Source organism: Mesorhizobium sp. M0909, from assembly GCF_040319515.1.
GTDB lineage: Bacteria > Pseudomonadota > Alphaproteobacteria > Rhizobiales > Rhizobiaceae > Mesorhizobium.
Window position 1 is genome coordinate 270,061 of the sequence record NZ_JAMYOA010000001.1, and the last position, 22,902, is coordinate 292,962.

General features: G+C 63.4%; 24 protein-coding genes. 10 read left to right on the top strand and 14 right to left on the bottom strand.

The genetic code is table 11. From position 1 onward, the window contains the following. Positions 1 to 84 precede the first annotated feature (84 nt). From NKH83_RS01325 to NKH83_RS01345, 5 genes are all read left to right on the top strand, one after another. Entirely contained in the window at positions 85 to 867 is a 783-nt protein-coding gene (locus NKH83_RS01325; protein WP_352801726.1) for a 3-hydroxybutyrate dehydrogenase, read from the top strand. Positions 868 to 893: 26 nt separating this feature from the next. Continuing rightward, positions 894 to 2,024, top strand: a complete 1,131-nt coding sequence (locus NKH83_RS01330; protein WP_352476433.1) for a patatin-like phospholipase family protein — start codon at positions 894 to 896, stop codon at positions 2,022 to 2,024. A 384-nt stretch (positions 2,025 to 2,408) separates the two neighbouring features. After that, positions 2,409 to 3,620 (top strand): efflux RND transporter periplasmic adaptor subunit, encoded by a 1,212-nt coding sequence (locus tag NKH83_RS01335; protein WP_352476139.1) that lies wholly within the window; start codon positions 2,409 to 2,411, stop codon positions 3,618 to 3,620. Positions 3,621 to 3,622: 2 nt separating this feature from the next. Beyond that, positions 3,623 to 6,799, top strand: coding sequence for an efflux RND transporter permease subunit (locus NKH83_RS01340; RefSeq protein ID WP_352476140.1), 3,177 nt, complete (start codon positions 3,623 to 3,625; stop codon positions 6,797 to 6,799). A gap of 98 nt (positions 6,800 to 6,897) precedes the next feature. Beyond that, positions 6,898 to 7,056: a DUF3309 family protein gene (locus tag NKH83_RS01345; RefSeq protein WP_023678456.1), complete on the top strand. Its 159-nt coding sequence runs from the start codon at positions 6,898 to 6,900 to the stop codon at positions 7,054 to 7,056. Positions 7,057 to 7,119: 63 nt separating this feature from the next. On the opposite strand, the gene NKH83_RS01350 is transcribed toward NKH83_RS01345, so the two are convergent. After that, positions 7,120 to 8,082 carry an SDR family oxidoreductase gene (locus NKH83_RS01350; RefSeq protein WP_352476141.1) on the bottom strand — a complete coding sequence of 321 codons (963 nt, stop codon included), beginning with the start codon at positions 8,080 to 8,082 and terminating at the stop codon, positions 7,120 to 7,122. Between the two features lie 94 nt (positions 8,083 to 8,176). On the opposite strand from NKH83_RS01350, the gene NKH83_RS01355 reads away from it, so the two are divergent. Further along, the gene (locus tag NKH83_RS01355; RefSeq protein ID WP_352476142.1) at positions 8,177 to 9,088 is read left to right on the top strand and encodes a LysR family transcriptional regulator; all 912 of its coding nucleotides are present in this window, start codon (positions 8,177 to 8,179) and stop codon (positions 9,086 to 9,088) included. On the opposite strand, the gene NKH83_RS01360 is transcribed toward NKH83_RS01355, so the two are convergent. The 4 genes from NKH83_RS01360 to NKH83_RS01375 all read right to left on the bottom strand — a co-directional run bounded on the left by NKH83_RS01360 (position 9,046) and on the right by NKH83_RS01375 (position 11,981). After that, complete coding sequence (locus NKH83_RS01360; protein WP_352476143.1) at positions 9,046 to 10,227, bottom strand: MFS transporter; 1,182 nt, start codon at positions 10,225 to 10,227, stop codon at positions 9,046 to 9,048. The two genes, NKH83_RS01355 and NKH83_RS01360, sit on opposite strands and share 43 nt — an antisense overlap. A 146-nt stretch (positions 10,228 to 10,373) precedes the next feature. Then, positions 10,374 to 10,835 (bottom strand): cupin domain-containing protein, encoded by a 462-nt coding sequence (locus tag NKH83_RS01365; protein ID WP_352476144.1) that lies wholly within the window; start codon positions 10,833 to 10,835, stop codon positions 10,374 to 10,376. Positions 10,836 to 10,848: 13 nt separating this feature from the next. Further along, positions 10,849 to 11,157, bottom strand: a complete 309-nt coding sequence (locus NKH83_RS01370) for a DUF1244 domain-containing protein (RefSeq protein ID WP_352476145.1) — start codon at positions 11,155 to 11,157, stop codon at positions 10,849 to 10,851. A 26-nt stretch (positions 11,158 to 11,183) separates the two neighbouring features. Then, entirely contained in the window at positions 11,184 to 11,981 is a 798-nt protein-coding gene (locus NKH83_RS01375) for an N-formylglutamate amidohydrolase (protein WP_352801729.1), read from the bottom strand. A 268-nt stretch (positions 11,982 to 12,249) separates the two neighbouring features. Here NKH83_RS01375 and NKH83_RS01380 point away from each other — a divergent pair, with 268 nt between their 5' ends. From NKH83_RS01380 to NKH83_RS01390, 3 genes are all read left to right on the top strand, one after another. Then, the gene (locus tag NKH83_RS01380; RefSeq protein ID WP_502894192.1) at positions 12,250 to 12,714 is read left to right on the top strand and encodes a DUF1036 domain-containing protein; all 465 of its coding nucleotides are present in this window, start codon (positions 12,250 to 12,252) and stop codon (positions 12,712 to 12,714) included. Further along, the gene (gene pyk, locus NKH83_RS01385) at positions 12,711 to 14,141 is read left to right on the top strand and encodes a pyruvate kinase (RefSeq protein ID WP_254816515.1); all 1,431 of its coding nucleotides are present in this window, start codon (positions 12,711 to 12,713) and stop codon (positions 14,139 to 14,141) included. The genes NKH83_RS01380 and pyk overlap by 4 nt, the downstream gene beginning before the upstream one ends. A 207-nt stretch (positions 14,142 to 14,348) precedes the next feature. Next, positions 14,349 to 15,431 (top strand): NAD(P)H-dependent flavin oxidoreductase, encoded by a 1,083-nt coding sequence (locus tag NKH83_RS01390; protein ID WP_352650933.1) that lies wholly within the window; start codon positions 14,349 to 14,351, stop codon positions 15,429 to 15,431. Positions 15,432 to 15,533: 102 nt separating this feature from the next. Here the strand turns inward: NKH83_RS01390 and NKH83_RS01395 are convergent, their stop codons facing one another. Continuing rightward, complete coding sequence (locus NKH83_RS01395) at positions 15,534 to 16,133, bottom strand: tetratricopeptide repeat protein (protein ID WP_352801732.1); 600 nt, start codon at positions 16,131 to 16,133, stop codon at positions 15,534 to 15,536. A 94-nt stretch (positions 16,134 to 16,227) separates the two neighbouring features. Next, complete coding sequence (ykgO, locus tag NKH83_RS01400) at positions 16,228 to 16,353, bottom strand: type B 50S ribosomal protein L36 (RefSeq protein ID WP_006327841.1); 126 nt, start codon at positions 16,351 to 16,353, stop codon at positions 16,228 to 16,230. 235 nt (positions 16,354 to 16,588) lie between these two features. Between ykgO and NKH83_RS01405 the strand changes: the two genes are divergently transcribed. Continuing rightward, positions 16,589 to 17,011, top strand: coding sequence for a lysozyme inhibitor LprI family protein (locus NKH83_RS01405; RefSeq protein ID WP_352801734.1), 423 nt, complete (start codon positions 16,589 to 16,591; stop codon positions 17,009 to 17,011). Between the two features lie 91 nt (positions 17,012 to 17,102). On the opposite strand, the gene NKH83_RS01410 is transcribed toward NKH83_RS01405, so the two are convergent. The 7 genes from NKH83_RS01410 to NKH83_RS01440 form a co-directional block, all read right to left on the bottom strand. Continuing rightward, positions 17,103 to 18,179 carry a 5-(carboxyamino)imidazole ribonucleotide synthase gene (locus tag NKH83_RS01410; protein WP_352801736.1) on the bottom strand — a complete coding sequence of 359 codons (1,077 nt, stop codon included), beginning with the start codon at positions 18,177 to 18,179 and terminating at the stop codon, positions 17,103 to 17,105. Beyond that, entirely contained in the window at positions 18,176 to 18,673 is a 498-nt protein-coding gene (gene purE, locus NKH83_RS01415) for a 5-(carboxyamino)imidazole ribonucleotide mutase (RefSeq protein ID WP_352504988.1), read from the bottom strand. The genes NKH83_RS01410 and purE overlap by 4 nt, the downstream gene beginning before the upstream one ends. 124 nt (positions 18,674 to 18,797) lie before the next feature. Then, positions 18,798 to 19,631, bottom strand: coding sequence for an anti-sigma factor family protein (locus NKH83_RS01420; RefSeq protein WP_352801738.1), 834 nt, complete (start codon positions 19,629 to 19,631; stop codon positions 18,798 to 18,800). Next, entirely contained in the window at positions 19,628 to 20,188 is a 561-nt protein-coding gene (locus NKH83_RS01425) for a sigma-70 family RNA polymerase sigma factor (protein ID WP_352801740.1), read from the bottom strand. The genes NKH83_RS01420 and NKH83_RS01425 overlap by 4 nt, the downstream gene beginning before the upstream one ends. 25 nt (positions 20,189 to 20,213) lie before the next feature. Then, the gene (locus NKH83_RS01430) at positions 20,214 to 20,561 is read right to left on the bottom strand and encodes a cupredoxin domain-containing protein (RefSeq protein WP_302893660.1); all 348 of its coding nucleotides are present in this window, start codon (positions 20,559 to 20,561) and stop codon (positions 20,214 to 20,216) included. A gap of 11 nt (positions 20,562 to 20,572) precedes the next feature. Then, positions 20,573 to 21,520 (bottom strand): metallophosphoesterase family protein, encoded by a 948-nt coding sequence (locus tag NKH83_RS01435; protein ID WP_352801742.1) that lies wholly within the window; start codon positions 21,518 to 21,520, stop codon positions 20,573 to 20,575. 166 nt (positions 21,521 to 21,686) lie between these two features. Beyond that, entirely contained in the window at positions 21,687 to 22,892 is a 1,206-nt protein-coding gene (locus tag NKH83_RS01440) for an aminotransferase class V-fold PLP-dependent enzyme (protein WP_352801744.1), read from the bottom strand. Positions 22,893 to 22,902: the final 10 nt, after the last annotated feature.

Genomic DNA, 22,902 nt, shown 5'->3' on the forward strand with positions numbered 1-22,902 from the left:
TCCGCTGTTCTTGGATGGCAGAGAACCTATATGCTGCAGTGCAACATGGTTCCGCGGGAACCCACTTCAAAGGAATAGCCAGCCTTGACTACCAGAAAAACCGCCATAGTCACGGGTTCTACCTCGGGCATCGGCCTGGCCATTGCCCACGCGCTCGCGGCCGAAGGCTGCAACCTCGTCGTCAATTCCTTTTCCGATACCGCAGACGACCACGCCATCGCAGACGCGATCGCGAAGCACCACAAGGTGAAGACCGCCTATGTCAAAGCCGACATGTCGAAGGCGGCCGAGTGCCGGGCTTTGGTGGCGAAGACCGCCGAGGCATTCGGCTCGGTCGACATCCTGATCAACAATGCCGGCATCCAGCATGTCGCGCCGGTGGAAAGCTTCCCGATCGAGAAGTGGGATGCGATCATCGCCATCAACCTGTCATCGGCCTTCCACACCATCGCAGCCGCCATCCCCTTGATGAAACAGGCCGGTGGCGGCCGGATCGTCAACGTCGCCTCGGCCCACGGCTTAGTCGCCTCGCCGTTCAAGTCGGCCTATGTCTCGGCCAAGCATGGCATTATGGGCTTGACCAAGACCGTCGCTCTGGAGCTGGCGCGCGACAAGATCACCTGCAATGCCATTTGTCCGGGCTATGTGCTGACGCCGTTGGTCGAGGCGCAGATCCCCGACCAGATGAAGGCCAACAAGATGGACCGCGAGACGGTGGTCCGCGAGGTCATGCTCGAAAAGCAGCCGACCAAGGAGTTCGTTACCGTCGAGCAGGTTGCGGCGGCGGCAGTGTTCCTATGCTCGGATGCGGCGGCGCAGATCAACGGCACGCACATCTCTGTCGATGGCGGCTGGACCGCTCAGTGAGCCATCCAGCGGTGAAGGGCCACGCCATGCCGAAGAACGGCAAGGTGGAAGAGCCAAAGAAGATCAACATCGCGCTGCAAGGCGGCGGCTCGCACGGGGCGTTTTCCTGGGGCGTGCTCGATCGGCTGCTGGAGGACGGGCGCCTTGACATAACGGCGGTTTCGGGCACCAGCGCCGGCGCCATGAATGCCGTGGCGCTGGCCGACGGCTTTGTCCGCGGCGGCGTCGAGGGTGCGCGGCGCAAGCTCGACGATTTCTGGCGTGCGGTGGCGGCAAAGGGCCGCTTCAGCCCGGTGCAGCGCATGCCTTGGGACGTCGCCTGGGGCAATTGGTCGATCGAGAACACGCCCGGCTATTTCCTGTTCGATACGATGTCTCGGGTATTTTCGCCCTATGTCGCCAATCCGCTCGCCATCAATCCGCTGCGCGATGTGGTCGAACGTGAGATCGATTTCGACAATGTGCGCGCCTGCAAGTCGATTGAACTGTTCATTTCCGCTACCAATGTCGAGACCGGCCAGTTGCGGGTCTTCTCGGACGGCGAGATCGACCTCGACACGGTGATGGCGTCGGCCTGCTTGCCGCAATTGTTCCGTGCCGTCGAGATCAAGGGCGTGCCCTATTGGGATGGCGGTTATGGCGGCAACCCGGCACTGTTCCCGTTCTTCAAGACGGCGGCCACCGAGGACGTGCTTTTGGTTCAGATCAATCCGGTGGTCCGCGAGGGGACGCCGAAGAGCGCCAATGAGATTCAAAACCGCATCGACGAGATCACCTTCAATGCCGGGCTGTTGCGCGAATTCCGCTCGATCGCCTTCGTCAAGGAATTGATCGCCGCCGGCCGACTGCCGCACGGCGAATATCGCGACATACGCATGCACCGCATCGATGCCGACGAAGCGTTCAAGGATTTGTCGGCATCGTCCAAGGTCAATGCCGAATGGGCGTTCCTTGCTTATCTGCGCGACCTCGGCCGCACCGCGGCCAGTGACTGGCTGGAAGAAAACTACGACGCCGTCGGCAAGCGGCCGACGATCGATCTGTCCGGCGAGCTCGATGACGGCCTGAAGCCGGTACGCGGGCCCGCGCCGGGCCGGCGGGTCAAGGAGTTTCTTGCTGCGCGCAAGCAGCCCGAGGCCGCCCGCCGTCCGGCCTAGAACGGTCAATCCTTTCGGAAACGCCGAACCGCTCTATCTTTTTTCTTTTTGTTTGACGCAATTCCGGACGGAAACCGTTTCACACTTTCCTGGAATTGCTCTCGCTCCTCCGCAAAGCAGATGACATCGCAATCTGTCCGATCATCCTGACAATTGCTGCCATACCGCTGTTTTGGCGATCAACAGCCGATGCTGCAGCCGCATCTTTGCGGACAAAGCAACAATCCATCAACTTTTCTGACTATATTGCGCCGCAACTTTGAGGTAGAAGCGCGCTTCGCCGATCACGGCAATTTGAATACGGCCTCGCGCGCACCCATATCGGCGACGCGCCCCAAGTAGAAGATGCGGCTTGGCCGAACCCCGCGCACTGGAAAAATAACGATGCCGAAATTCAGGTTTCACAAGCTTGCAGCCATTGTTGTGCTCATCGGTTTCGCCGGCTGGATGGCGACAGGCGAGTTCTCGTCCGTCGGCAGCGCGTCCGCCGACAACAAGCCCAAGGCAGGAGAGGTCGAGCAGCCCAAGACAGCCGACGCAGGCAAGCCCCAAACTGGCGAACAGGGGGCTGCCAAGCCGGGGACTGCCGAGGCGGAACAGCCCAAGGCGCCGTTACGCACGGTCGCGGTCATAACCCCGCCGCGGCGCACCTATGCACGCGCTATCCGCATTTCCGGACTGACCGAAGCCGACAAGCGCGCCGTCCTGGCGACACGCGTCGCCGGCGTTATCGACAAGCTGCCGGTCAAGCAGGGTCAGCACGTCAAGACCGGCGACCTGATCCTGATGCTTGCCGCCGAGGAAAAAATCTCGGCGGTCGACAATGCCAAGCAGCTTGTCGTGCAGCGGGAGGCAGAGCTGGCTGCTGCCCTGCGGCTGATGAAAACCGGCAATCTGCCCAAGTTGCAGCTCGATACAGCCCGCTCCAACCTGACGCTGGCCAAGTCGCAACTGGACGCAGCGCAAGCCGAACTCGACCGCAACGAGGTGAAGGCGCCCTTCGACGGCGTTATCGACCGGGTGCCGGTGGAGCTTGGCAGTTCCGTGATGCAGGGCGGCGAGGTGGCTACTATTCTCAGCCTCGACCCGGTGATTGCGCGCGGCGAGGTCAGCGAACGCGATCTCGGCTATCTGAAGATCGGTGACAAGGCGAATGTGCGTCTGGTCAGCGGCCAGAACGTCGAGGGCATCGTGCGCTACATCAGCCGGGATGCATCTTCGGCAACCCGTACCTTCCGGGTCGAAGTCGCCATCCCGAATGCAGATGGTTCCGTACCGGCCGGCATGACGGCCGAAATCGCGCTCAGCGCCCAGCCGACCGACGCCGTCATGCTGCCGCGCTCGGTGGTGACGCTCGGCGACAAGGGCGACCTCGGCATCCGCGCCGTCGACAAGGACGACAAGGTCGTGTTCTTCCCGATCGACCTGGTCGACGACACGCCGACCGGCCTGGTGCTCGGCGGCATTCCGGCCGACGCCCGCATCATCGTCGCCGGCCAGGAGCTGGTGAAGGAAGGCGAAGTGGTCAAGCCGGTCGAAGCGGACCAGGCGACCATCCAAAAGCTGTTGGGCGAAGCGACGACCGGGACGCAGTAATCATGGACATCGTCAAACTTGCAATCAGCAATGCCCGGCTGACCATTTCGGTCCTGGTCTTTCTCATCCTTGCCGGTGCGGTTGCTTACCAGTCGACGCCGAAGGAAGCGGAACCGGACGTTCCGATTCCGATGATGTATGTCAGCCTGATCTACCAGGGCATCTCGCCGGAAGATTCCGAGCGCCTCTTGCTGCGGCCGATGGAAGCCAAGCTGAAGAGCCTGAAGGGCCTCAAGGAGATGCGCTCGGCCGCCTTCCAGGGCGGCGGTTATGTGCTGGTCGAATTCCAGCCACAGACGGATCTCGCCACCGCGCTGCAGGACACGCGCAGCAAGGTGCAGGACGGCAAGGCCGACCTGCCGCAAGCGGCCGAGGAGCCCGTGGTCTCAGAGGTCAACATCTCCGAGTTCCCCGTCCTGGTCGTGACGCTGTCGGGCGAGGTGCCCGAGCGCGTGCTGACGGCGGCGGCGCGCGAGTTGCGCGACCGCATCGAGGAAGTGCCTGGCGTGCTCGAGGGCTCGCTGCAGGGTGCGCGCGACGACCTCGTCGAAGTGGTCATCGATCCGATGAAGCTGTCTTCCTACGGGCTGCAGCTCGACCAGTTGATCGGTGCGGTCGGCGCTTCCAACAGTCTTGTCGCCGCCGGCAATATCGAAGGGTCCGAGGGCAAATACGCAGTCAAGGTGCCGTCGCTTATCGAGACGCCAGAGGATGTGGCGGCGCTTCCGGTCGTCGCCGGACCCAATGCCGTGGTGCAGGCCAAGGATATCGCCACCATCCGCTCGACCTTCAAGGACGCCGAGACGGTTACCCGCCTCGACGGCAAGCCGGCGATTGCCATCGAGGTGAAGAAGCGCATCGGCTCCAACCTGATCGATACGATTGGCAAGGTCAGGGAGGTGTCCGACGCCTTCATCAAGACGATGCCGGAGGGCATGCACGTCACCTACACGCAAGACAAGTCCGTTTTCGTGAACCAGTTGCTCGGCGACCTGCAGAACCACGTGATGATCGCCGTCATCCTGGTGTTCATCGTTATCCTCTACGCGCTGTCCGGCCGTGCCTCGCTGCTGATCGGATTGGCCATCCCCTCGTCCTTCCTGATCGGCATCCTGTTGTTGGCGATGATGGGCTACACGATCAACATGATCGTGCTGTTCAGCCTCATCCTGGCGGTCGGCATGCTGGTCGACGACGCCATTATCGTCACAGAATTCGCCGAGCGTCGCATGAGCGAGGGCATGCCGAAGCAAGAGGCGTTCGCGCTTGCCGCCAAGCGCATGGCCGGCCCGGTCATCGCGGCGACGATGACGCGCATTGCCGCCTTCTCGCCGCTGTTGTTCTGGCCGGGCATCATCGGCGACTTCATGAAATATATGCCGATCACGCTGATCGTGACGCTCTCGGCCTCGATGCTCTATGCGCTGGTCTTCGCGCCGACGCTGGGCGCGATATTTGCCAAGGCGCCGGCCCATCACCCCGACGACAATCGCGACGGCTGGTACATGGCCGTGGTCAAGCAGGCGGTGCACTATCCCATCACCGTGCTTGTCCTCACTGTGGCGCTGTTGTTCGGCGTCGGCTACGCCTATTCGAAATTCGGCGCCGGCGTCGAATTCTTCCCGAATGTCGAGCCTGACTACGGCCTGCTCTATGTCCACGCCCGTGGCAATCTTTCGCTTGCCGAAATGGACGCGGCCACCAAGACGGCGGAAAATCGGCTGCTCGGTTGGCCGGGCGTGAAGTCCGTCTATACGCGTGTAGGCAAGACGCAGGGCGGCGGCCAGGACGTTCCGGAAGATGTGGTCGGCGTGATCCAGTACGAATTCGTCGACTGGCGCGAGCGCAAATCGGCGAACTCAATCCTGGACGAACTGCGCGGCGTGATGGCCGGCATTCCCGGTGTCGACGTCGAGGTTCGCGTGCCGGAAGCCGGCCCGCCCACCGGCAAGCCGATCCAGATCAGGCTTTCGGCCGTCGATCCGAAGGGCCTTGACGACAAGGCCCGCGCGGTCGCCGCGCGCATTGCCAAGGTGCCCGGCGTCATCGATATTTCCGACGGTCTGGCGCCGCCCGGCGTCGACTGGGCGCTTGAAGTCGATCGCGCAAAGGCGGCGCAGTACGGCATCAGTCCGACCGCGGTCGGGACGGTCGTGCAATTGGTGACCAACGGGCTGAAGCTCAGCGAGTACCGGCCCGCCGGCGCCGACGATGCGGTGGACATCAGGCTGCGCCTGCCCGAAGATCGGCGCACGCTGTCGACGCTCGACGAACTCAGGGTGCAGACCGCGCAAGGCTCGGTGCCGATCTCGAACTTCGTCGTGCGCAAGCCGGAGCCGACGGTCGGTATCCTCAACCGCATCGACGGCGCGCGAACGGTGGTCGTCCAGGCCAACGTCGCTGCCGGCGCCCAGGTGGCTGCCGTCCAGCAGGAGGTCACCAAAGCTGTCGCCGACATGAACCTCGGCAGCGGCATTCGCTGGAAGCTTGCCGGTTCGAATGAGGACAGTGCGGAGGCCGGGGCCTTCCTCAGCAAAGCCTTCGGTGCGGCGATCTTCCTGATCTTCATCGTGCTTCTGGCGCAGTTCAACAAGTTCACCAGCGTCTGGCTGGTACTGTCCTGCGTGGTCATGGCGACGATCGGCGTGTTCCTCGGGCTGCTGCTGACGGGAGAGGCATTCGGCATCGTCATGTCGGGCATCGGTGTCATCGCGCTGGCCGGCGTGGTGGTGAACAACAACATCGTGCTGATCGACACCTATGACCGGTTGCGCGAAGAGGGCTGGGACAAATACGAAGCCGTTCTGCAGACCTGCCGCGAACGTGCCCGCCCGGTGGTGCTGACGGCAGTGTCGGCGATTCTTGGCGTGCTGCCGATCGCTTTCGGCCTCGGCCTCGAAATCTTCCACCACGAGACGACGATCAACGCGCCGTCGACGCAATGGTGGATTTCGCTGTCTTCGGCGATCGTCTTCGGGCTGTCCTTCGCCACCGTGCTGACGCTGGTGGTAACGCCGTCGATGCTGATGGTGTTCACGCGCGCCAAGGTCAAACCCGGTGCGCGCCGTGGCTGGTTCAGTAGCCTGTTGGGGCGTCGCAAGGCCGATATCCCGTCGAAAGGCCTGGACGCCGATCTGGGCGCCGAGCCGGCGATCGCCTTCCCGAAGGCCGCCGAATAGAGTCCGATTGCTGCCCTGATCAAGCAAAGGCCGCCCGGGAACAATGGGCGGCCTTCTGCATTGTTTCGTCATTGCAACCTCAAAGCGAGGATTTTCTGATGACGATCAGCACCATTCTCATCATTATTCTTATTCTTATCCTGATCGGCGCGGTTCCGGCGTGGCCGCATTCTCGGTCCTGGGGTTACGGCCCATCGGGCATCGTCGGCGTCATCCTGATCGTTGTCTTGGTGCTGCTGTTGATGGGCCGGATCTGAGCGCAATCATTGGTCCGGACAAGCGGCGGATGACCGTCAGACCATCCGTCTTTTTCAACTTCCTTATTGGGCAGCTTGCTGCACCGGCTTGGTTGTGGCGACGCCGATATCCTCAAGCGCTTCCGATACTGCATCTTCCAGCGGCGTGTGCGGGATCGTACCGATAATGCCTTCCAGCCGGGCTGAAGCCAGCCGGTGCGGCTCGAAGCGGAGATAGGACATCGAAACGATCTCGCGCCACATCGCCACGAACGGGCTGCCGGCGCGCAGCACCCACCACGGCATCTTCGTCAGCTTCAGCGCGCGCCCGAGCGCTTTCTCCGCGGCCGCCTTGATGTCCAGATCGGTCACCGCATGGCCAGGAAAATTCAGCGCCTCGTATGAGCCGAGCTTGTCGAGATTGTCAGCCAGCCCGACGAAGGCCTTGGCCAGGTCGGGCAGATAGGCCCATTCATGCACGAGATCGACCGGTCCCGGTGCCGTATAGATACCCTTGGTCATCTTGGCGGCGACAACCAGATCGAACCACGATCCGCTGCCGGTGCCGCCGAAGAAATCACCGGCGCGCAGCAGGATCGTGCGCACCCGACCCGCGTCGGCCTCGCGGCGAAACAGATCTTCCATGGCGACGCGGATGCGGCCCTTTTCCGTCGTCGGGCGAAACGGCGTGTCTTCGGCGATCACCGCCGGCATCGGCGAGCCGTAATTGTAGACGGTGCCCGGGAAGAGATGCAGTGCGCCGTTCGCCCGGCAGGCAGCCATGACGTTCTCCGCCATCGGCAGACACTTGCCCCAGTCGGTGTAGAGCGGGTTGAGGCCGTTGAAGATGATGTCGACGCCTTCGGTGGCGCGGATCAGCGCGTTGCGGTCGAGCGCGTCGCCGGCGATTGCCGTGGCGCCTTTGAGCTCGGCCGGCACCTTGCCGCCGCGGGTGACGGCGCGGACATCGTAGCCGGCATCGAGGAAGGCCTTGGCCACCGCACGGCCGAGCCGGCCGTTGGCGCCGAGAATTGCGATCTTGGTCATTGTTCGTCTCCGTGTTTGTGTTGCGACCCTGTTGTGGTCTCTTCGCAAGCGAATGAAAATTGACTAAAGCTGGCGATCTGATATTCAATTTTGAATGGATATCGATTGGAACCTGATCAAGAGTTTCGTCACGGTGGCGGAGACCGGCAGCCTGTCTGCCGCCGCGCGAAAACTTGCCGCAAGCCAGCCGACGCTCGGCCGCCACATCGCCGAGCTGGAACAGGCGCTCGGCGTCACCCTGTTCCGGCGTGGGCGGCGTGGCTATGCGCTCACGGAAGCAGGCAGCACGCTCTTTGAACAGGGTCGCGCGGTGAGCGAGCAGGCAAGCGCCTTTTCGCTGCTGGCGCTGGGATCGGTCGAGGCGATAGAGGGTACGGTGCGCATTGCCGCCAGCGAAGTGGTGGCCGCCTATGTACTGCCGGAAATGATGGCGAGGCTTGGTTTCGAGGAGCCGGGTATCGAGGTCGAGATCGTCGCCTCGAACCAGGTCGAGAATCTGCTGCGTCGCGATGCCGATATCGCCATTCGCATGGTCAAGCCGGCGCAGAATGAACTGGTCGCGCGCAAGGTGACCGACATTCCGCTCCGCGCCTGCGCGGCAAAATCCTATCTCGACCGGCGTGGCCGTCCGCGCGAGGCCCGCGATCTCGCCGGCCATGATCTGGTCGGCTTCGACCGCAGCGATGAGATCATTCGCGGCTTTGCCCAGTTCGGCGTCCCGCTTGCCCGCAATGCCTTCCGCTTCAGGACCGATAATCAGATCGTGCTGTGGGAAGCGGTGCGGGCGGGAAACGGCATCGGCTTTGGCCAGGAGCCGCTCGCCGACCGTGATCCGCTGGTCGAGACAGTGCTGCCGGGTCTTCCGCTGCCGACGCTGCCGGTGTGGCTCGCCATGCACCGCGACGTGCGTACAAGCGTCCGCATCCGCCGCGTCGCGGATTTCCTCTACGAAGAGTTCAAGCGCTATTCAGCCGGTGCTGCCTCGGCTGCGAATTCAGCGCGGTGAGCGAGGCCGGCCATCAACAGCACGACGATCAGCAGCCCGGACAGAGCGACGAAGATCGGGCCGAAGCTCGAGTGTTCGGCGATGAAGCCGATCGCCGACGGCGCCACCAGAATGCCTGAGTAACCCATTGTGGTGACGACGCTCATGCCGGTGCCGGACGCCATGCCCTCCTGGTTGCCGCCGGCCGAAAAGATGATCGGCACCATGTTGGCAATGCCGAGGCCGCAAAAGGCGAAGGCGGCAATGGCGAGCCACGGCGAGGGAGCCAGCCCGGCCACCAGCATGCCGGCAGCAGCGGCAAGAGCCGAGGCGCGCAACGTCGTAACGGCCCCGAAACGGTTGCGGACGCCATCACCAAGGAAGCGCATGACGGCCATGACACCGGAAAAGGCGGCGTAGGCCAGGCCTGCGATGGCAAGATCGGCGCCGAGCTCCTGCCTGAGATACAGCGCCGCCCAGTCGAGCACCGCACCTTCGGAGATCATCGTCAGCAGTGCCATCAGCCCAACCAGATAGACCAGCGGGTTTGCCGGTAGCGCGAATTTGTGGTGCTCGGCGACTGGGTGCTTGTCCTCGGCGATCAGGTAGCGGATCGCTACGGCGATGACGGCAAAGGCAAGAGCCGTCACCACCGTCGCATGGGCGAGGTGACCGTAGTTCTGGATGGCGAAACCGCCCAAAGCGCCGCCAGCGAAACCGCCAAGGCTCCAGAAGCCGTGCGAGGACGACATGATGGCACGGGACAGCCGCCGTTCGACTGCCACTGCATTGGCATTCATGGCGACGTCCATGCCGCCGATCGAACCGCCGAAGATGAACATGGCGATTGCCGCCAAGGGCACGTTGGGGGCCAGAGCCACGACCAACAGGCCGAAGCTGCCGGCAAGTCCGAACCAGCGCAGCACAGTGCGCGAGCCATGCTTCGAGATCAGATGGCCGCACCAGGTCATGGCGGTTACGGCCCCTGCCCCGAACAACAGAATCAACAGGCCGAGCGTGAATTTGCTGATGTCCAGCCGGGTGAGGAACACCGGGATCTGCGGCGCCCAGCTCCCGGTCAGGAATCCATTGGCGAGGAAGATGCCGGCCACTGCCCAGCGTCCACGAATCGCGGTCTGCGTCATTTTCTGCGCGTCCATCGGGTAGAATCCGGTCCGGAAATGGCTTCGCGCGGCAAATTAGATCGATTCAATTCACAGTCAAGCGCTCTTTGCCGAAAGTGCTTGGACCAGACGCGACGTCCTCTCGCGTCGGCCAACCATCTCGGCGGTCCACTCCGAAATCCTTACGGCTCGGGATAAGGCGCGCCATCCTTGTGCACAAACCGGCCATCAGCGTTGGCGCTCATCATGTCGATGTCGGAGCAGGTGGCGACGTCGTCGGGCCAGCGCGAACCGACTTCGAGATAGATCGCCATCGCGCCCGATTTATTAATCATGTGATGGCCGTTGCCGGATCCTTTCGGAAAGGCCGCGCAGTCACCGGCGCGCAGCACCGTCTCGCCGGCATCTTCGACGAGCATCAGCTCGCCTTCAAGCACGTAGACGAATTCGTCTTCGTGCGAATGCCAGTGGCGCTGGCTCGACCAGTTGCCCGGCGGCAGGCGCATGAGATTGATGCCGAAGTCGGTGAGCCCGCCCGCGTTGCCCAGCCGCTGCCGCACGCGTTCGGCACAGGGTGCATCGAACGGCGGTGGATAGGATGAGCCCTTGCGTCCGGGCACGTCGGCAACGTCAATCTTAGGCACGGCGTCCTCCCCCCTAGTGATTCCTGGGGCGCCTTGCCTCGAACTCGGCCTTCTTGGCATCGGAGGCTTCGATCTGGTTCAGTGCCTGCCACTCGGCATAGGGCATGCCGTAGATGATCTCGCGCGACTGTTCCTTGCTGAGTTCGACACCCTCGGCTTGCGCCGCATCGCGGTACCAGTTGGACAGGCAGTTGCGGCAGAAGCCGGCGAGGTTCATCAGGTCGATGTTCTGCACGTCGGAACGCTCGCGCAGATGCGCGACCAGCCGGCGGAAGGCAGCGGCTTCGAAATCGCGCTTTTGTTCGTCGCTGAGTTCGGTCATGTCTTTGGCGTCCCTTGGGCCTTTCGTCACACCGGTCCGGTGCGCGAGCCGAATATTTTCACCGCATGTATATCGGCACGTCGATCGATCGCGTCAACGATCGGCGCCAGCCGCTCGGCCCAGTCGAGGGCACCCTTAAGGTCGGCGATCAGGTCCTGGCGGATCTCGAGCAGCGCATGGGCAAATCCGTTGACGATGGCGTGCCTGAACATGGTGTCGCCGCGTAGTGCGCCGTCATAGGGTTCGTTGTCGCCGACGATGAGGCTCTTGTCCTTGGTGAGCATGTCGATCAGCGGCCGCGCAACGCGATCGTCGAGATCCCATAATATGCCGACGTGCCACGGCCGCACGAAGCCCTGCATGGTCGGCGTGAAGGAATGCACCGAAAAGATGAAAGGTGCCTGCGCGGACGCTTGCGCCACCGAGGCGATCATGGCGCCGACGGCATCATGATAGGGGCGGTAAAAGCGGTCCAGACGTCTTTCGCGTTCCTCCGGCGCCATGGGATAATTTCCCGGGATGATGGTGCCGTCATAGAGCTGGCGAATCAGCGTTGGATCGTCCTCGCCGCGATTGGGATCGATCAGCAGCCGTGAAAAATTGGCAAGCACCGCCGGAACGCCGAGCAGACTTGCGAGTTCGCGGGTTACAGTCTCGACGCCGATGTCGTAGGCGATGTGGCGATCGAACTCCGCCGCTGGCAGGCCAAGGCTGCCATATTCCTCCGGCAGGTCGCGGCGAGCATGATCGGCCAAAAGCACCATGCCGCGCTTGCGGTCGCCTTCGACGATGTCGAAAGGCGCGAAAACTGTGGATCGGGTCATCGGCGGGAAAGGTCTGTTCGCGGGCTTCCTGGGAGGGTGGTATCGTCATTCCACGAAGAGAACGCTTGCGCAATGCCGTTGTTTGGCCACGGTTTCTGCCAAAAAACTGAGCAGGGGCGATCGCAAGCGCGCCGGAGCCTTCTAAATCGATTGGAATTGGACAGATCGGCGCGTTGACATGCGTACGGACTTTTCCGAAAAGGGGCGTTGAGAGATGCAAATGTGGTTCTTGAGGGGTTTCAGGATGGGTTTCGCCGGCAGGCTGCGTGTGCGCCATGCCTTGGCCATGCCGCTCCTGATACCGGCAATGGGCCTTTTCGCGGTGATCACGGCCTCGCCGGCACGGGCCGATTTCCGGGTCTGCAACGCCACGCAGAACCTGGTCGGCGTCGGCATCGGCTATCGCGCCAAGGCCGGCTGGATCACCGAAGGCTGGTGGCACATCGAAGGATCGAGCTGCAAGACGCTCATCGAGGGACCGTTGTCATCAAGGTTTTACTATCTTTATGCAGAAGACGCCGAGCGCGGCGGACGCTGGGATGGCCCGATCAACATGTGCGTGGCCGAAAAAGAGTTCAAGATCGCCGGCGTTACCGACTGCGTCGCCCGGGGCTTTCAGCGCGCCGGATTTCAGGAATATGACACGGGCGAGCAGGCAAGCTGGATGGTCCAGCTGACTGACGAGCCCGCAACGGATGGCGCTGCAGCCGCCCCGGGAACAAACAGTCAATGAGACGTAGCCGCAAGGTCAAGATCCTCGCCACCATCGGTCCGGCCTCCTCGTCCGAGGAGATGCTGAAGAAGCTGTTCGAAGCCGGCGCTGACGTGTTCCGGATCAATATGAGCCACACCGACCATGAATTGATGCGGACGCTTGTCGGCCGCATTCGTGCTGTCGAGGAGGCGGTCGGCCGGCCGATCGGCGTTCTCGCCGACCTGCAAGGGCCAAAGCTGCGCGTCGGTAAGTTCGCCAACGGCAAAGAAGTGCTGACCGTCGGCCAGACCTTCACGCTCGACGACAATCCCGAGCCCGGCAATTCGAAGAGGGTCTACCTGCCGCATCCCGAAATCCTGCGTTCGGTCGAGGCCGGTCATCGCCTGCTGATCGACGACGGCAAGCTCGAGCTCAAGGCGGTCAGCAGCAACGGCAAGGCGATCGTCTGCACCGTCGTCGCCGGCACCACCATTTCCGACAAGAAGGGCGTCAGCCTGCCCGACACCGACCTGCCGGTCGGCGCGCTGACGGAAAAGGACCGCCGGGATCTTGACGCGGTTCTGGCAACCGGCGTCGACTGGGTGGCGCTGTCCTTCGTGCAGCGGCCCGAGGACCTGGCCGAAGCGCGCAAGATCGCGCGCGGCCGGGCGCTGATCATGGCCAAGATCGAAAAGCCGCAGGCCGTCGCCCGGCTGGCCGAGATCATCGAGCTTTCGGATGCGCTGATGGTCGCCCGCGGCGATCTCGGCGTCGAGATGCCGCTCGAAGCCGTGCCCGGCATTCAGAAGCAGATCACCCGCGCCGCCCGCCGCGCCGGCAAGCCTGTGGTGGTTGCCACGCAGATGCTGGAATCGATGATCACCGCGCCGGTGCCGACCCGCGCCGAAGTCTCGGACGTCTCGATCGCCGTGTTTGAAGGCGCCGACGCGATCATGCTTTCGGCGGAGTCCGCCGCCGGCGCCTACCCGGTCGAAGCGGTGGCGATGATGAACCGGATCGCCACCAAGGTCGAAACCGACCCGACCTATGCCGGCATCATCAACGCGCAGCGCTCGGAACCGGAAGCGACCGGCGCCGACGCCATTTCGCTTGCTGCCCGCGAGATCGCCGAGACGCTGAAGCTGTCGGCCATCATCACCTACACGGCCTCGGGTACAACGGGCCTGCGCGCCGCGCGTGAGCGGCCGCAAGTGCCGATCGTCGCATTGTCGCCGATCCTCAACACGGCGCGGCGGCTGTCGCTGTTGTGGGGCACGCATTGCGTCGTTTCTCCCGATGCCATCGACCTCGACGACATGGTCGATCGCGCCTGCCGCATCGCCTTCGACGAAGGTTTCGGCAAGCCCGGCGACCGCGTCATCATCACGGCCGGCGTTCCGCTCAGGACGCCCGGTTCGACCAACATGCTGCGCATCGCCTATGTCGGATCGGAAGTCGGACGCTAATGTCGGCGGCGGCTGCCGGATGGGCCGGCTGCATGGCGCGTCGTAAACACGGCGCCAGCCCGGTGCATCGACGGCAGTTGGGTTAGGATCGACGCCGAACTCCGCCAACTTGCATCGGTCTGCAGCCGGCGGTTCGAAGGTCCTGTCCGACTTGAGCTGGAAGTCAGTTAAGCTAATCTCTCCTGGGAGAAAGAGGAGGGTGATCCAATGTGGATGCGCACTGATCTTCTGGAACTCCTCGGCATTGAGCACCCGATAATCCAGGCGCCGATGAGCGGCGTCACCACACCGGAACTCGCGGCGGCGGTCAGCAATGCCGGGGCACTAGGCTCGCTCGGATGCGGTATTCTGCCTGCTGCGGCTATCCGCGAGCAGCTCACGGCGACACAGCACGCCACCAATCGTCCGGTCAACGTCAACTTCTTTGCGCACCCGGCGCCGGCACGCGATGATGCGGCTGCCCAAACTATGCGCGACCGCCTTCGCGGCTGCTATGAGGAGGTCGGCCTCGGACCGGTGCCCGAGCCGGGCGAGCCCTTCCCCACCTTCGATCGTGAGCGTCTCGAAATTGTGCTCGAGCTGCGCCCGAAGGTGGTCAGCTTCCACTTCGGCCTACCCGACACCGCAATTGTGCAGCAGTTGAAAGCGGCCGGCTGTACTGTCTTGTGTTCGGCTACCACCGTCTCGGAAGCGCGCCAGCTTGAGGCAGGAGGGGTGGACGCCATTATCGCCCAGGGATACGAGGCCGGTGGGCATCGCGGCACATTCACTGGCGACCCTGCGATCGGCACAGCCGGCACCATGGCCCTCGTACCGCAGATTGTCGATGCCGTGCGGGTGCCTGTAATTGCCGCCGGCGGTATCTTCGACGGTCGCGGCATTGCTGCCAGCTTTGCACTTGGTGCATCTGGTGTGCAGATCGGCACGGCTTTCCTGGCCTGTCCTGAAGCCAATGTGCAGCCAGTCTATCGCGCAGCATTGCGCTCGGCCAACGACGAGAGCACGTCGGTGACTCGCTGCTTCACTGGCCGCCCGGCGCGCGTGGTGCGCAACCGGTTTGTGATGGAAATGGCTGGTGAGGAAGATGCTGCGCTGGCGTTTCCGCTACAGGCGAGTCTGGTCATGCCGCTTTCGATGGCAAAGGATGAAAGCAAGCGGGCTGACTTCTTGCCCATTTGGGCCGGGCAGGGCGTTGCGAAGCTGCGGCAGATGCCAGCCGCCGCGCTTGTGGAGAAACTCGTCACGGAAGCAAGCGGCGTAGATCGGGCCTATAGGGGAGTAGGGGAGTAGGGGAGTAGGGGAGTAGGGGGGTAGGGGAGTAGGGGGCATGCGTTCCGCAGTGCAATCTACACCACTTACATACTGCCTTACTCCCCTATTGCCCTACTGGCTTCAAATGCCTTCGCCGGCAAGCTCCTCGGAAAGTGCGGCGACCTGGTCCTGGGCGCTGCGCATCATCGGGTAGATGCCGAGAACGCGCTGCCAGGCCTCGAGTGCCGACTGCTTGTGGCCGGTTTCGGCCATGATCTGAGCAAGGCCCGAAAGCGCGCCGAAATGGCGTGGTTCGAGCTGCAGGGTGCGGTCGATGTCCGCCATCGATTTTCCGTAGTTCTTCATCATGAAATGAACGGTGGCGCGCCGGTTCCAGCCTTCGGCATAGGTCGGCCGCAAAGTCACCACCTGATCGAGGAAATCGAGCGCGACATCGAATTTCTGGTTTTCGATTGCCTTCTGCGACCATTGCATCATCAGGTCGATAGAGGCACTGCCCGACTGGGACCACTCGCTGCTGATGCGTCCGGCAATGCGCTCGGCCGCCTTTTCATTGCGTTCGCGCTTGAGATCGGCAAACAGCTGATCGAGCCGCGCCTGTTTCGTCTTGACGACCGGAGGTGCTGTCGGCGGAGTTGTGGTCGGATCTTCAGCCCACGCCGGCAGCGAGACAGCGCCGGAAACGAGGAAAGCCGTGAAAAATGCAAAAAGAATCCGCATCGCGGGAATCTAGCCCCCGACGCCGGATCGTCAAACTGAATTTAGCGTGAGAGTCGTATCATGCGAACGGAGGCGCGCAGCCTCCGTCGAAAACTCAACCCTGGCGCGCCTTGTAGCGCGGCGCGGTCTTGTTGATGATGTAGACGCGGCCCTTGCGACGAACCAGCTGGTTGTCGCGGTGACGCGCCTTCAACGCCTTGAGCGAATTCTTGATTTTCATGGTCTTGCCCATCGGTCTGGGCCCGGTCACGGGCCGAACTATTAAGGCGCGCCCACAGACGCGCCTTTGAACTGTGCGTGGCTCATAGACGAGGAGCGTTGCCCGTGTCAACCGCAAGCGCGTTGCCTAAACGATACGGACCGTTTCGTATCATCAAATATCCGCCACTGGCGCCTTGCGGCATTGCGCAGGCTTGCGACGGCTGGAATGATGCGGTTGCGAATTGGAGATCGTCATGCGCCGAATTCTTGTGTCCGCCTGTCTTGTCGTCCTCGCGGCAGGCTCTGTTGCCCATGCGCAGGAATGCGACCGCAACGACGACAGCCAGCAGATGATGAACATCTGCGCCGAAGCGGACTACAAATCCGCCGACGCCAAGCTCAACAAGGCCTACCAGGATCTCATCGGCGGAAGTGACGCAAAAGCCAGGAAGCTGTTGCAGACGGCGCAGCGCGCCTGGATCGCTTTTCGCGACGCGGAATGCCGCTATTCCGCCGCGGACAGCGAAGGCGGCTCGATCTATCCGATGCTGATATCGGAATGCCTGACGCGGCTGACCGACGATCGCACCAAGCAGCTCACCGCCGATTCGACCTGCGCAGAAGGCGATGTGAGCTGCGCCAGCCCCGACGAGGACGAGAGCGGCGACATCCAGTAAGCTTAGGTTCTAACTTTATGTTTGAGCATGATCTTTTCCGAAACCGGATTCCAATTTTCGCTAGCGCGGACCTTCGGTTCGGGATCATGCTCTAGCTGCGGCGGCTCACGCGCGTAAAATGGCCCATCTTGCGGCCGGGCCGCGCCTCGGCCTTGCCATAGAGGTGCAGCATCAGATCGGGCTCGGCGAGCAGCTCAGGAACGCGCCGGATGTCGTCGCCGATCAGGTTTTCCATGACGCAGTCGAACTGCCGGGCGGGATTTCCCAGCGGCAGGCCGCCGACGGCGCGGATGTGCTGCTCGAATTGCGAGATGGTGCAGGCGGCCTCCGTCCAGTGACCGGAATTGTGGACGCGCGGCGCTATCTCGTTGACCAACAGCGAACCGTCGGCAAGGACAAAGAATTCGACGCCGATGACGCCGACATAGTCGAGCGCTGCAAGGATCTCTGCCGCCGCCGTTTGAGCCGCAGCAGCCGTCTCGGATTTTACTCCGGCCGGCAGCGTCGAGCTGTGCAGAATACCGTTGCGATGGACATTCCACGCTGGATCGTAGGCGGCGAGCGAGCCGTCGCTGCCGCGCGCGGCGATCACCGAAATCTCGCGCTCGAAGGTGACGAAGGATTCCAGGATCAACGGCACGTTGCCCATCGCCTCGCAAGTGCCGGCAAAGCCGCCTGTTTCCATGTTGCGGAAGACACGCTGGCCCTTGCCGTCATAGCCCATGCGGCGCGTCTTCAATATGCCGCTGCCGTTGAACTGTTTCAGCGCAGCCGTCAGTTCCTCGTCATTGTCGACGGGACTGAAATCCGCGGTCGGTATGCCGATACCGTTGAGGAATTTCTTTTCCGCCAGCCGGTCCTGCGCCACTTCCAGTGCGCGTGCCGGCGGATAGACCGGCACCGTAGAGGCAAGTGCCGCGGCAGCCGCGACCGGAACGTTCTCGAATTCATAAGTAACGACGGCACTGGCCGCAGCCAGCTCGCCAAGCGCGGCCGCGTCGTCGTAGGCGGCGACGATCTGCCGGTTGGCGACCTGTGCCGCCGGGCAATCCGGCTGCGGCTCCAGCACGACGATGCGATAGCCGAGGCGGGCCGCGGCCATCGCCAGCATGCGGCCGAGCTGGCCGCCGCCGATGATGCCGATGCTCGATCCCGCCGGCAGGCTCACGGCGCGTCCGTGGGCTCGGCGGCCACCTTGGCGGTCTGCGCGGCGCGCCAGCTATCCAGCCGGGCGGCGAGCTTTTCGTCGCTCAGCGCCAGCACCGCGGCGGCGAGAAGGGCAGCGTTGGCAGCGCCGGCCTTGCCGATGGCCAAAGTGCCGACCGGAATGCCGGCCGGCATCTGCACGATTGACAGCAGCGAATCCTGGCCCGACAGCGTCTTTGATTCCACCGGCACGCCGAGCACCGGCAGCGGCGTCATCGCCGCCGTCATGCCGGGCAGATGCGCCGCACCCCCGGCACCGGCGATGATCACCTTGTAGCCGGCCGCCTTGGCGCCCTTGGCGAACTCATAGAGCCGATCGGGCGTGCGGTGGGCCGAGACAATCAGCCGCTTGTGCGAAATGCCAAGCGCCTCAAGCGTTTCGGCGGCGTGGCGCATCGTCGCCCAGTCGGACTGGCTGCCCATGATGATGGCGACGTCGGCGCGGTGATCGTCCAAGCTTCTGCTCTCCGGCGGCAAAGGCGCGCATTAGCGGAAATCGAGGGGAGCCGCAAGGATGGCCGGAAACGGCAAAGCCGCTTGTGCCGTCTGCGTGGCTACGCACATGGACTTGGGCGGTCTGTCATCGGGCGGCCGCTGCTCGGAAGCGGTTGACGAAGTCGTCAAGTTCAGGCCGTTCGGTATCGGAAATCGCCCAGTAGGAAAAGGCGCTGTCGCTCCAGTGGACCAGCGAGAAGCCACCAGCAGAAAGATCGACCGGTCCGGCTGTCGAGCCGGTTTCCTCGGGCGCGGCGACGAGAGTGATCAGGTGCTCGCGGTGCCTGTAGACCAGTGCCGGCACTGGCTGGTCGGCGATCACCTCGACCCGGCCGCCGAGCAACGCGAAGCCGTCACTGGCAAGGTCAGGTGCCGGCGGCGACAGGCCGACCCTGCCATCCAGCCAGGGTTTGACCGTGTGCCGGTCCGACGAGACGACGTCCACCGGGCTGGCTGCCAGCAGGCTGCGACGGTGGCCGCTGGCGACCGCGGCAGCAAAGCTGTCGGGCGCCCTGCTCAGCATCATCCATTGCGTCGCGCCGCTGGCCAGCACGGCCGTAACGACGATCGACGCCGCCAGCGCGCGCCAGTCGAACGCGCCAAATCGGTGCATCGCCCTGTGCGCTGGCAGCACTCGAGCGGCGGGCGCCGGCGCCGGCAGCACTTTCTCCATACCGGCTGTCCCGATTGCAGCGATGCGAGCCTTGAAATCCTCACGGACATCGAGCCTCGTCAGCCCGCTGACGACCGTCTGCAGCGCAACGATGCGGGCATGCTCGGCGGCGAGCGCCGGGTCGGCCGCGATGCGTCGCTCGACAGCCAATGCTGCCGCTGCGTCGAGCTCGCCATCGACCAAGGCATGGATCATCAGCGCCACGCCCGCCGGGTCATCGGGCAGTCCATCGTTGTGCGCGCTCATAGCGCCCTCCCAAGTTGGGATATAAGCAGACCGCGCGCCCTCGCCAGCCGCGACATCACCGTGCCTAGCGGCACGCCAAGCAGCGTCGCGATCTCGCGATAGCTGAGGCCGTTGACGTCGCGCAGCACCACAGTCTCGCGAAATTGGTGCGGCAGCGCGGCGATCGCCGCCTCGAGTGCGGCCGTGTCGGCCTTGGCGATCAGGCTTGCCTCAGGATTATCCGTATCCGGCAGGCCGGCGACATATGCAGCCGTCACGTCATCGAGGTCGCTCAGGTCGCCGACGGCGACGACACTGCGCGGCCGGTTGCGCGCCAGCCAGGAGTAAGAGGCGTTGCGCACGATCGCCAGCAGCCAGGCGCGCGCATTGCCGCCGGCATAGCCGGCGATGCCCGCATGCGCCTTCAAACAGGCCTCCTGCACCACATCCTCCGCATCGGCGGCGTTGCCCGTCAGCCAGCGGGCAAGCGCAAGCGCATCCGCGAGATGGGGCAGAACCACCTCGCGAAAGCGCTCGGTCGCGGCCTCGTGGTTCAACACCGTCGCATCGCCCGGCATCCCGGGCAGAACCTTCCGAAAATCCTCACGGAGCGACGGTGATCCTGCCCTGCATGTGCGGGTGAAGCCCGCAGAAATAGGCATAGTCGCCCACTTTGGTGAAGGTGAAGGCATATGTGTCACCGGTGTCAAGCGCCTTGGAGCGAAACGAGGCATCGTTGGCGACCACCAGATGCGGGATGTCGTCGTCATTCTCGAAGGTCACGGTAGTGCCCTGCTTTATCGTCAGCACCGCCGGTGTGAAGGCAAAGTTCTCGATCTTGACCATTGGCTGGTCTGCTGCGTTCAGTGGCATGGCAACCATTATCAGGATCGCCGCCAAACCGAACGGGACAGGGGATACGACCAAGACGCGGGATGGGAAGCGGATCATCGCATTTCTCCTCAAGCCAGCGTGCTGTCGATGATGGCGAGGTCCTGCCCGCCTTGCTTGAGCGTCACGCTGCTCGTGCCGAGCAGGCTGCGCAACTGGCCGGCAGGTACCGTCATAGGCCCGGGTGAGGCTGCGGTGCCCGGCGCCGGTTGCGGGAAAGCGGTCGAGCGCGCGGTATGGAAGGTAACGTTGCCTTCGACCTTCTGCATGATCTGGTGGATATGGCCGTTGAGTACGGTGACAGAGCCGAAGCGCTTGAGCAGGGCCAAGGCCTGCGCCGCGTCGTCGGTGCCCCAGCCCCATTCGGGATAAACAGCCCATAGCGGGATGTGGGCAAAGACGACGATTGGCGTCGAGGCGGTGACCGCCTTCAGATCATCGGCCAACCATGCCAACTGGTCGGCGCCGAGATTGCCCAGCCCTCCAGCCTTCAGGTTGACGACGTTGACCAGCCCGATGAAATGGACGCCGTTCTGGTCGAACGAATACCAGCCGGCGCCCTTGGTGCCTTTGCCGTAGCGGTCGAGATAGGCCTGGCCATTGCCGTCATCGATCAGGTCGTGCTCACCGGGCACATAATGTACGTCGAAGCCTGCGCCGCCGATGATCTGGGCAGCGTTGTCGAACTGCGCGACTTTCGACAAATGGGTGATGTCGCCGGTGTGGATCATGAAAGCGGGCTTTTGCGGCAACGCCTGGATCTTGCCGATGGCCTCCTTCAGCGTGTCGATGGCGTGCGGGTTGGCAGCCTTGTCGAAGCCGATGTGGCTGTCGGAGATCTGGAGGAAAGTGAAGCCGGTGGCCAAGGCTTCTGCGGCTTGCGCCGCGCCGAGCAGGCTGAGCGAAACCGGCACGCCGGCCGAAATCGTCCACAGCACTCCCGTGCCGGCCCAGATCATGCATTCCAGTGCATGACGGCGGCTGATGCCGTCAGCTTCATTGTCGTGGTGGTGGGTCATACCGGTCTCCTGCAACGCCGGAAATGGCGTCTGCTTGGGAGACCAATGGGCGGGGTGGTTTATTCCGCCCGACGACCAAAAAGTCATTCACAGTGCCGTGATGGCGTAATGGCCCGATGCCAAGCCGGCGCTGGAAGGCACTGGCTCGACCACGTTCTGGCGATGTCTAGTCCGGCCAGCGCAAGGCCCCGGCGGACTGCTTGCGAGCGGGTTTCATCGCATCCGCGGGCCGATCGGCAGCACTCAGCACCGCCCGCAGGCTTTCGGCGACGATCTCCGCCTCGCCGGGATGAAGATTGCATGGGTCGAGGAAGAAGTGACCGCGCTCGACCTCGTGGTTGCGCACGATGATAGGGGGCGAGCCCGCGGCCAGCGCCGAGGCAAGGCCGGCGGCGGTGAACCTGCTTTCAGGCGTAACAAACACCTGCAGGCGGTCGAGCGGATTGGCAGTCGGATCGGGAATGATATGCGAGGCGATACCGGGCAGTCCATCCAATGCGTCTTTCCACAGACGCAAAGCCGCTTCCTCCCGCTTGCGAATGCCGGCATGGTCGCGCCGCTCCCAGGCTTCCAGGGCCGCCATGGTGCCGGCAATGCTTTCCTTGCCGACCTTCATCGCCCGCGCAACGCCACGATTCTGGAGATAGGCGGCCCGCACCAGATCCTTGCGCCCCGTCACGATGCCGCTTGTCGGTCCGCTGAGGAACTTGTGCCCGCTATAGACGACGATGTCGGCGCCGCGTGCGAGAAAGCCGCGCAGGTCGTATTCGGAGGCGGCGTCGACGATCACCGGCACGCCCTTGGCGTGGCAGATCTCGCAGAACTCCTCGAGCGAAAGCATGCCGTATTGCACCGTGTGATGCGCAACCACGTAGAGGCCGGCCGCGGTGCGGTCGCGGATCGCGTCGCGCACATGATAATCCTGCGTCACGCTGACCGTGCCGGCGGGTATTGTCTTCGCCCCGGCCAACCGGATCGACTGGTCGATCGGCGCGCCGTAATTGACGATGTGACCGAGCTGGACGATGACCTCCGACTTGACGCCCTCAATGTCGTCCGGCAGCCGCTCGATCGCAAGAAGGCTGGTTCCGGTCATCGCGCCGGCAATCGCCATGGTTATGCCGCTGGCGCAGCACGCGGTGATGAAGCCGGCCTCGCCGCCGGTCAGGCGTGCAATCACAGTACTTGCGGCGCGCTGCAGATCGTCCATCTCGACCCATTGCGAGGCGATTTCCGACATTGCGGCAATCGCTTCTGGCACGATAATCGAAGCGCCGAGCGCCGTCATCGTACCGGAAACGTTGATGATCGGGCGAAGGCCAAGCCGTTCGCGGATTGTCGTGTTGGAACGGTCAGCGGCATAGGTCGTCATCTCTGCAGAT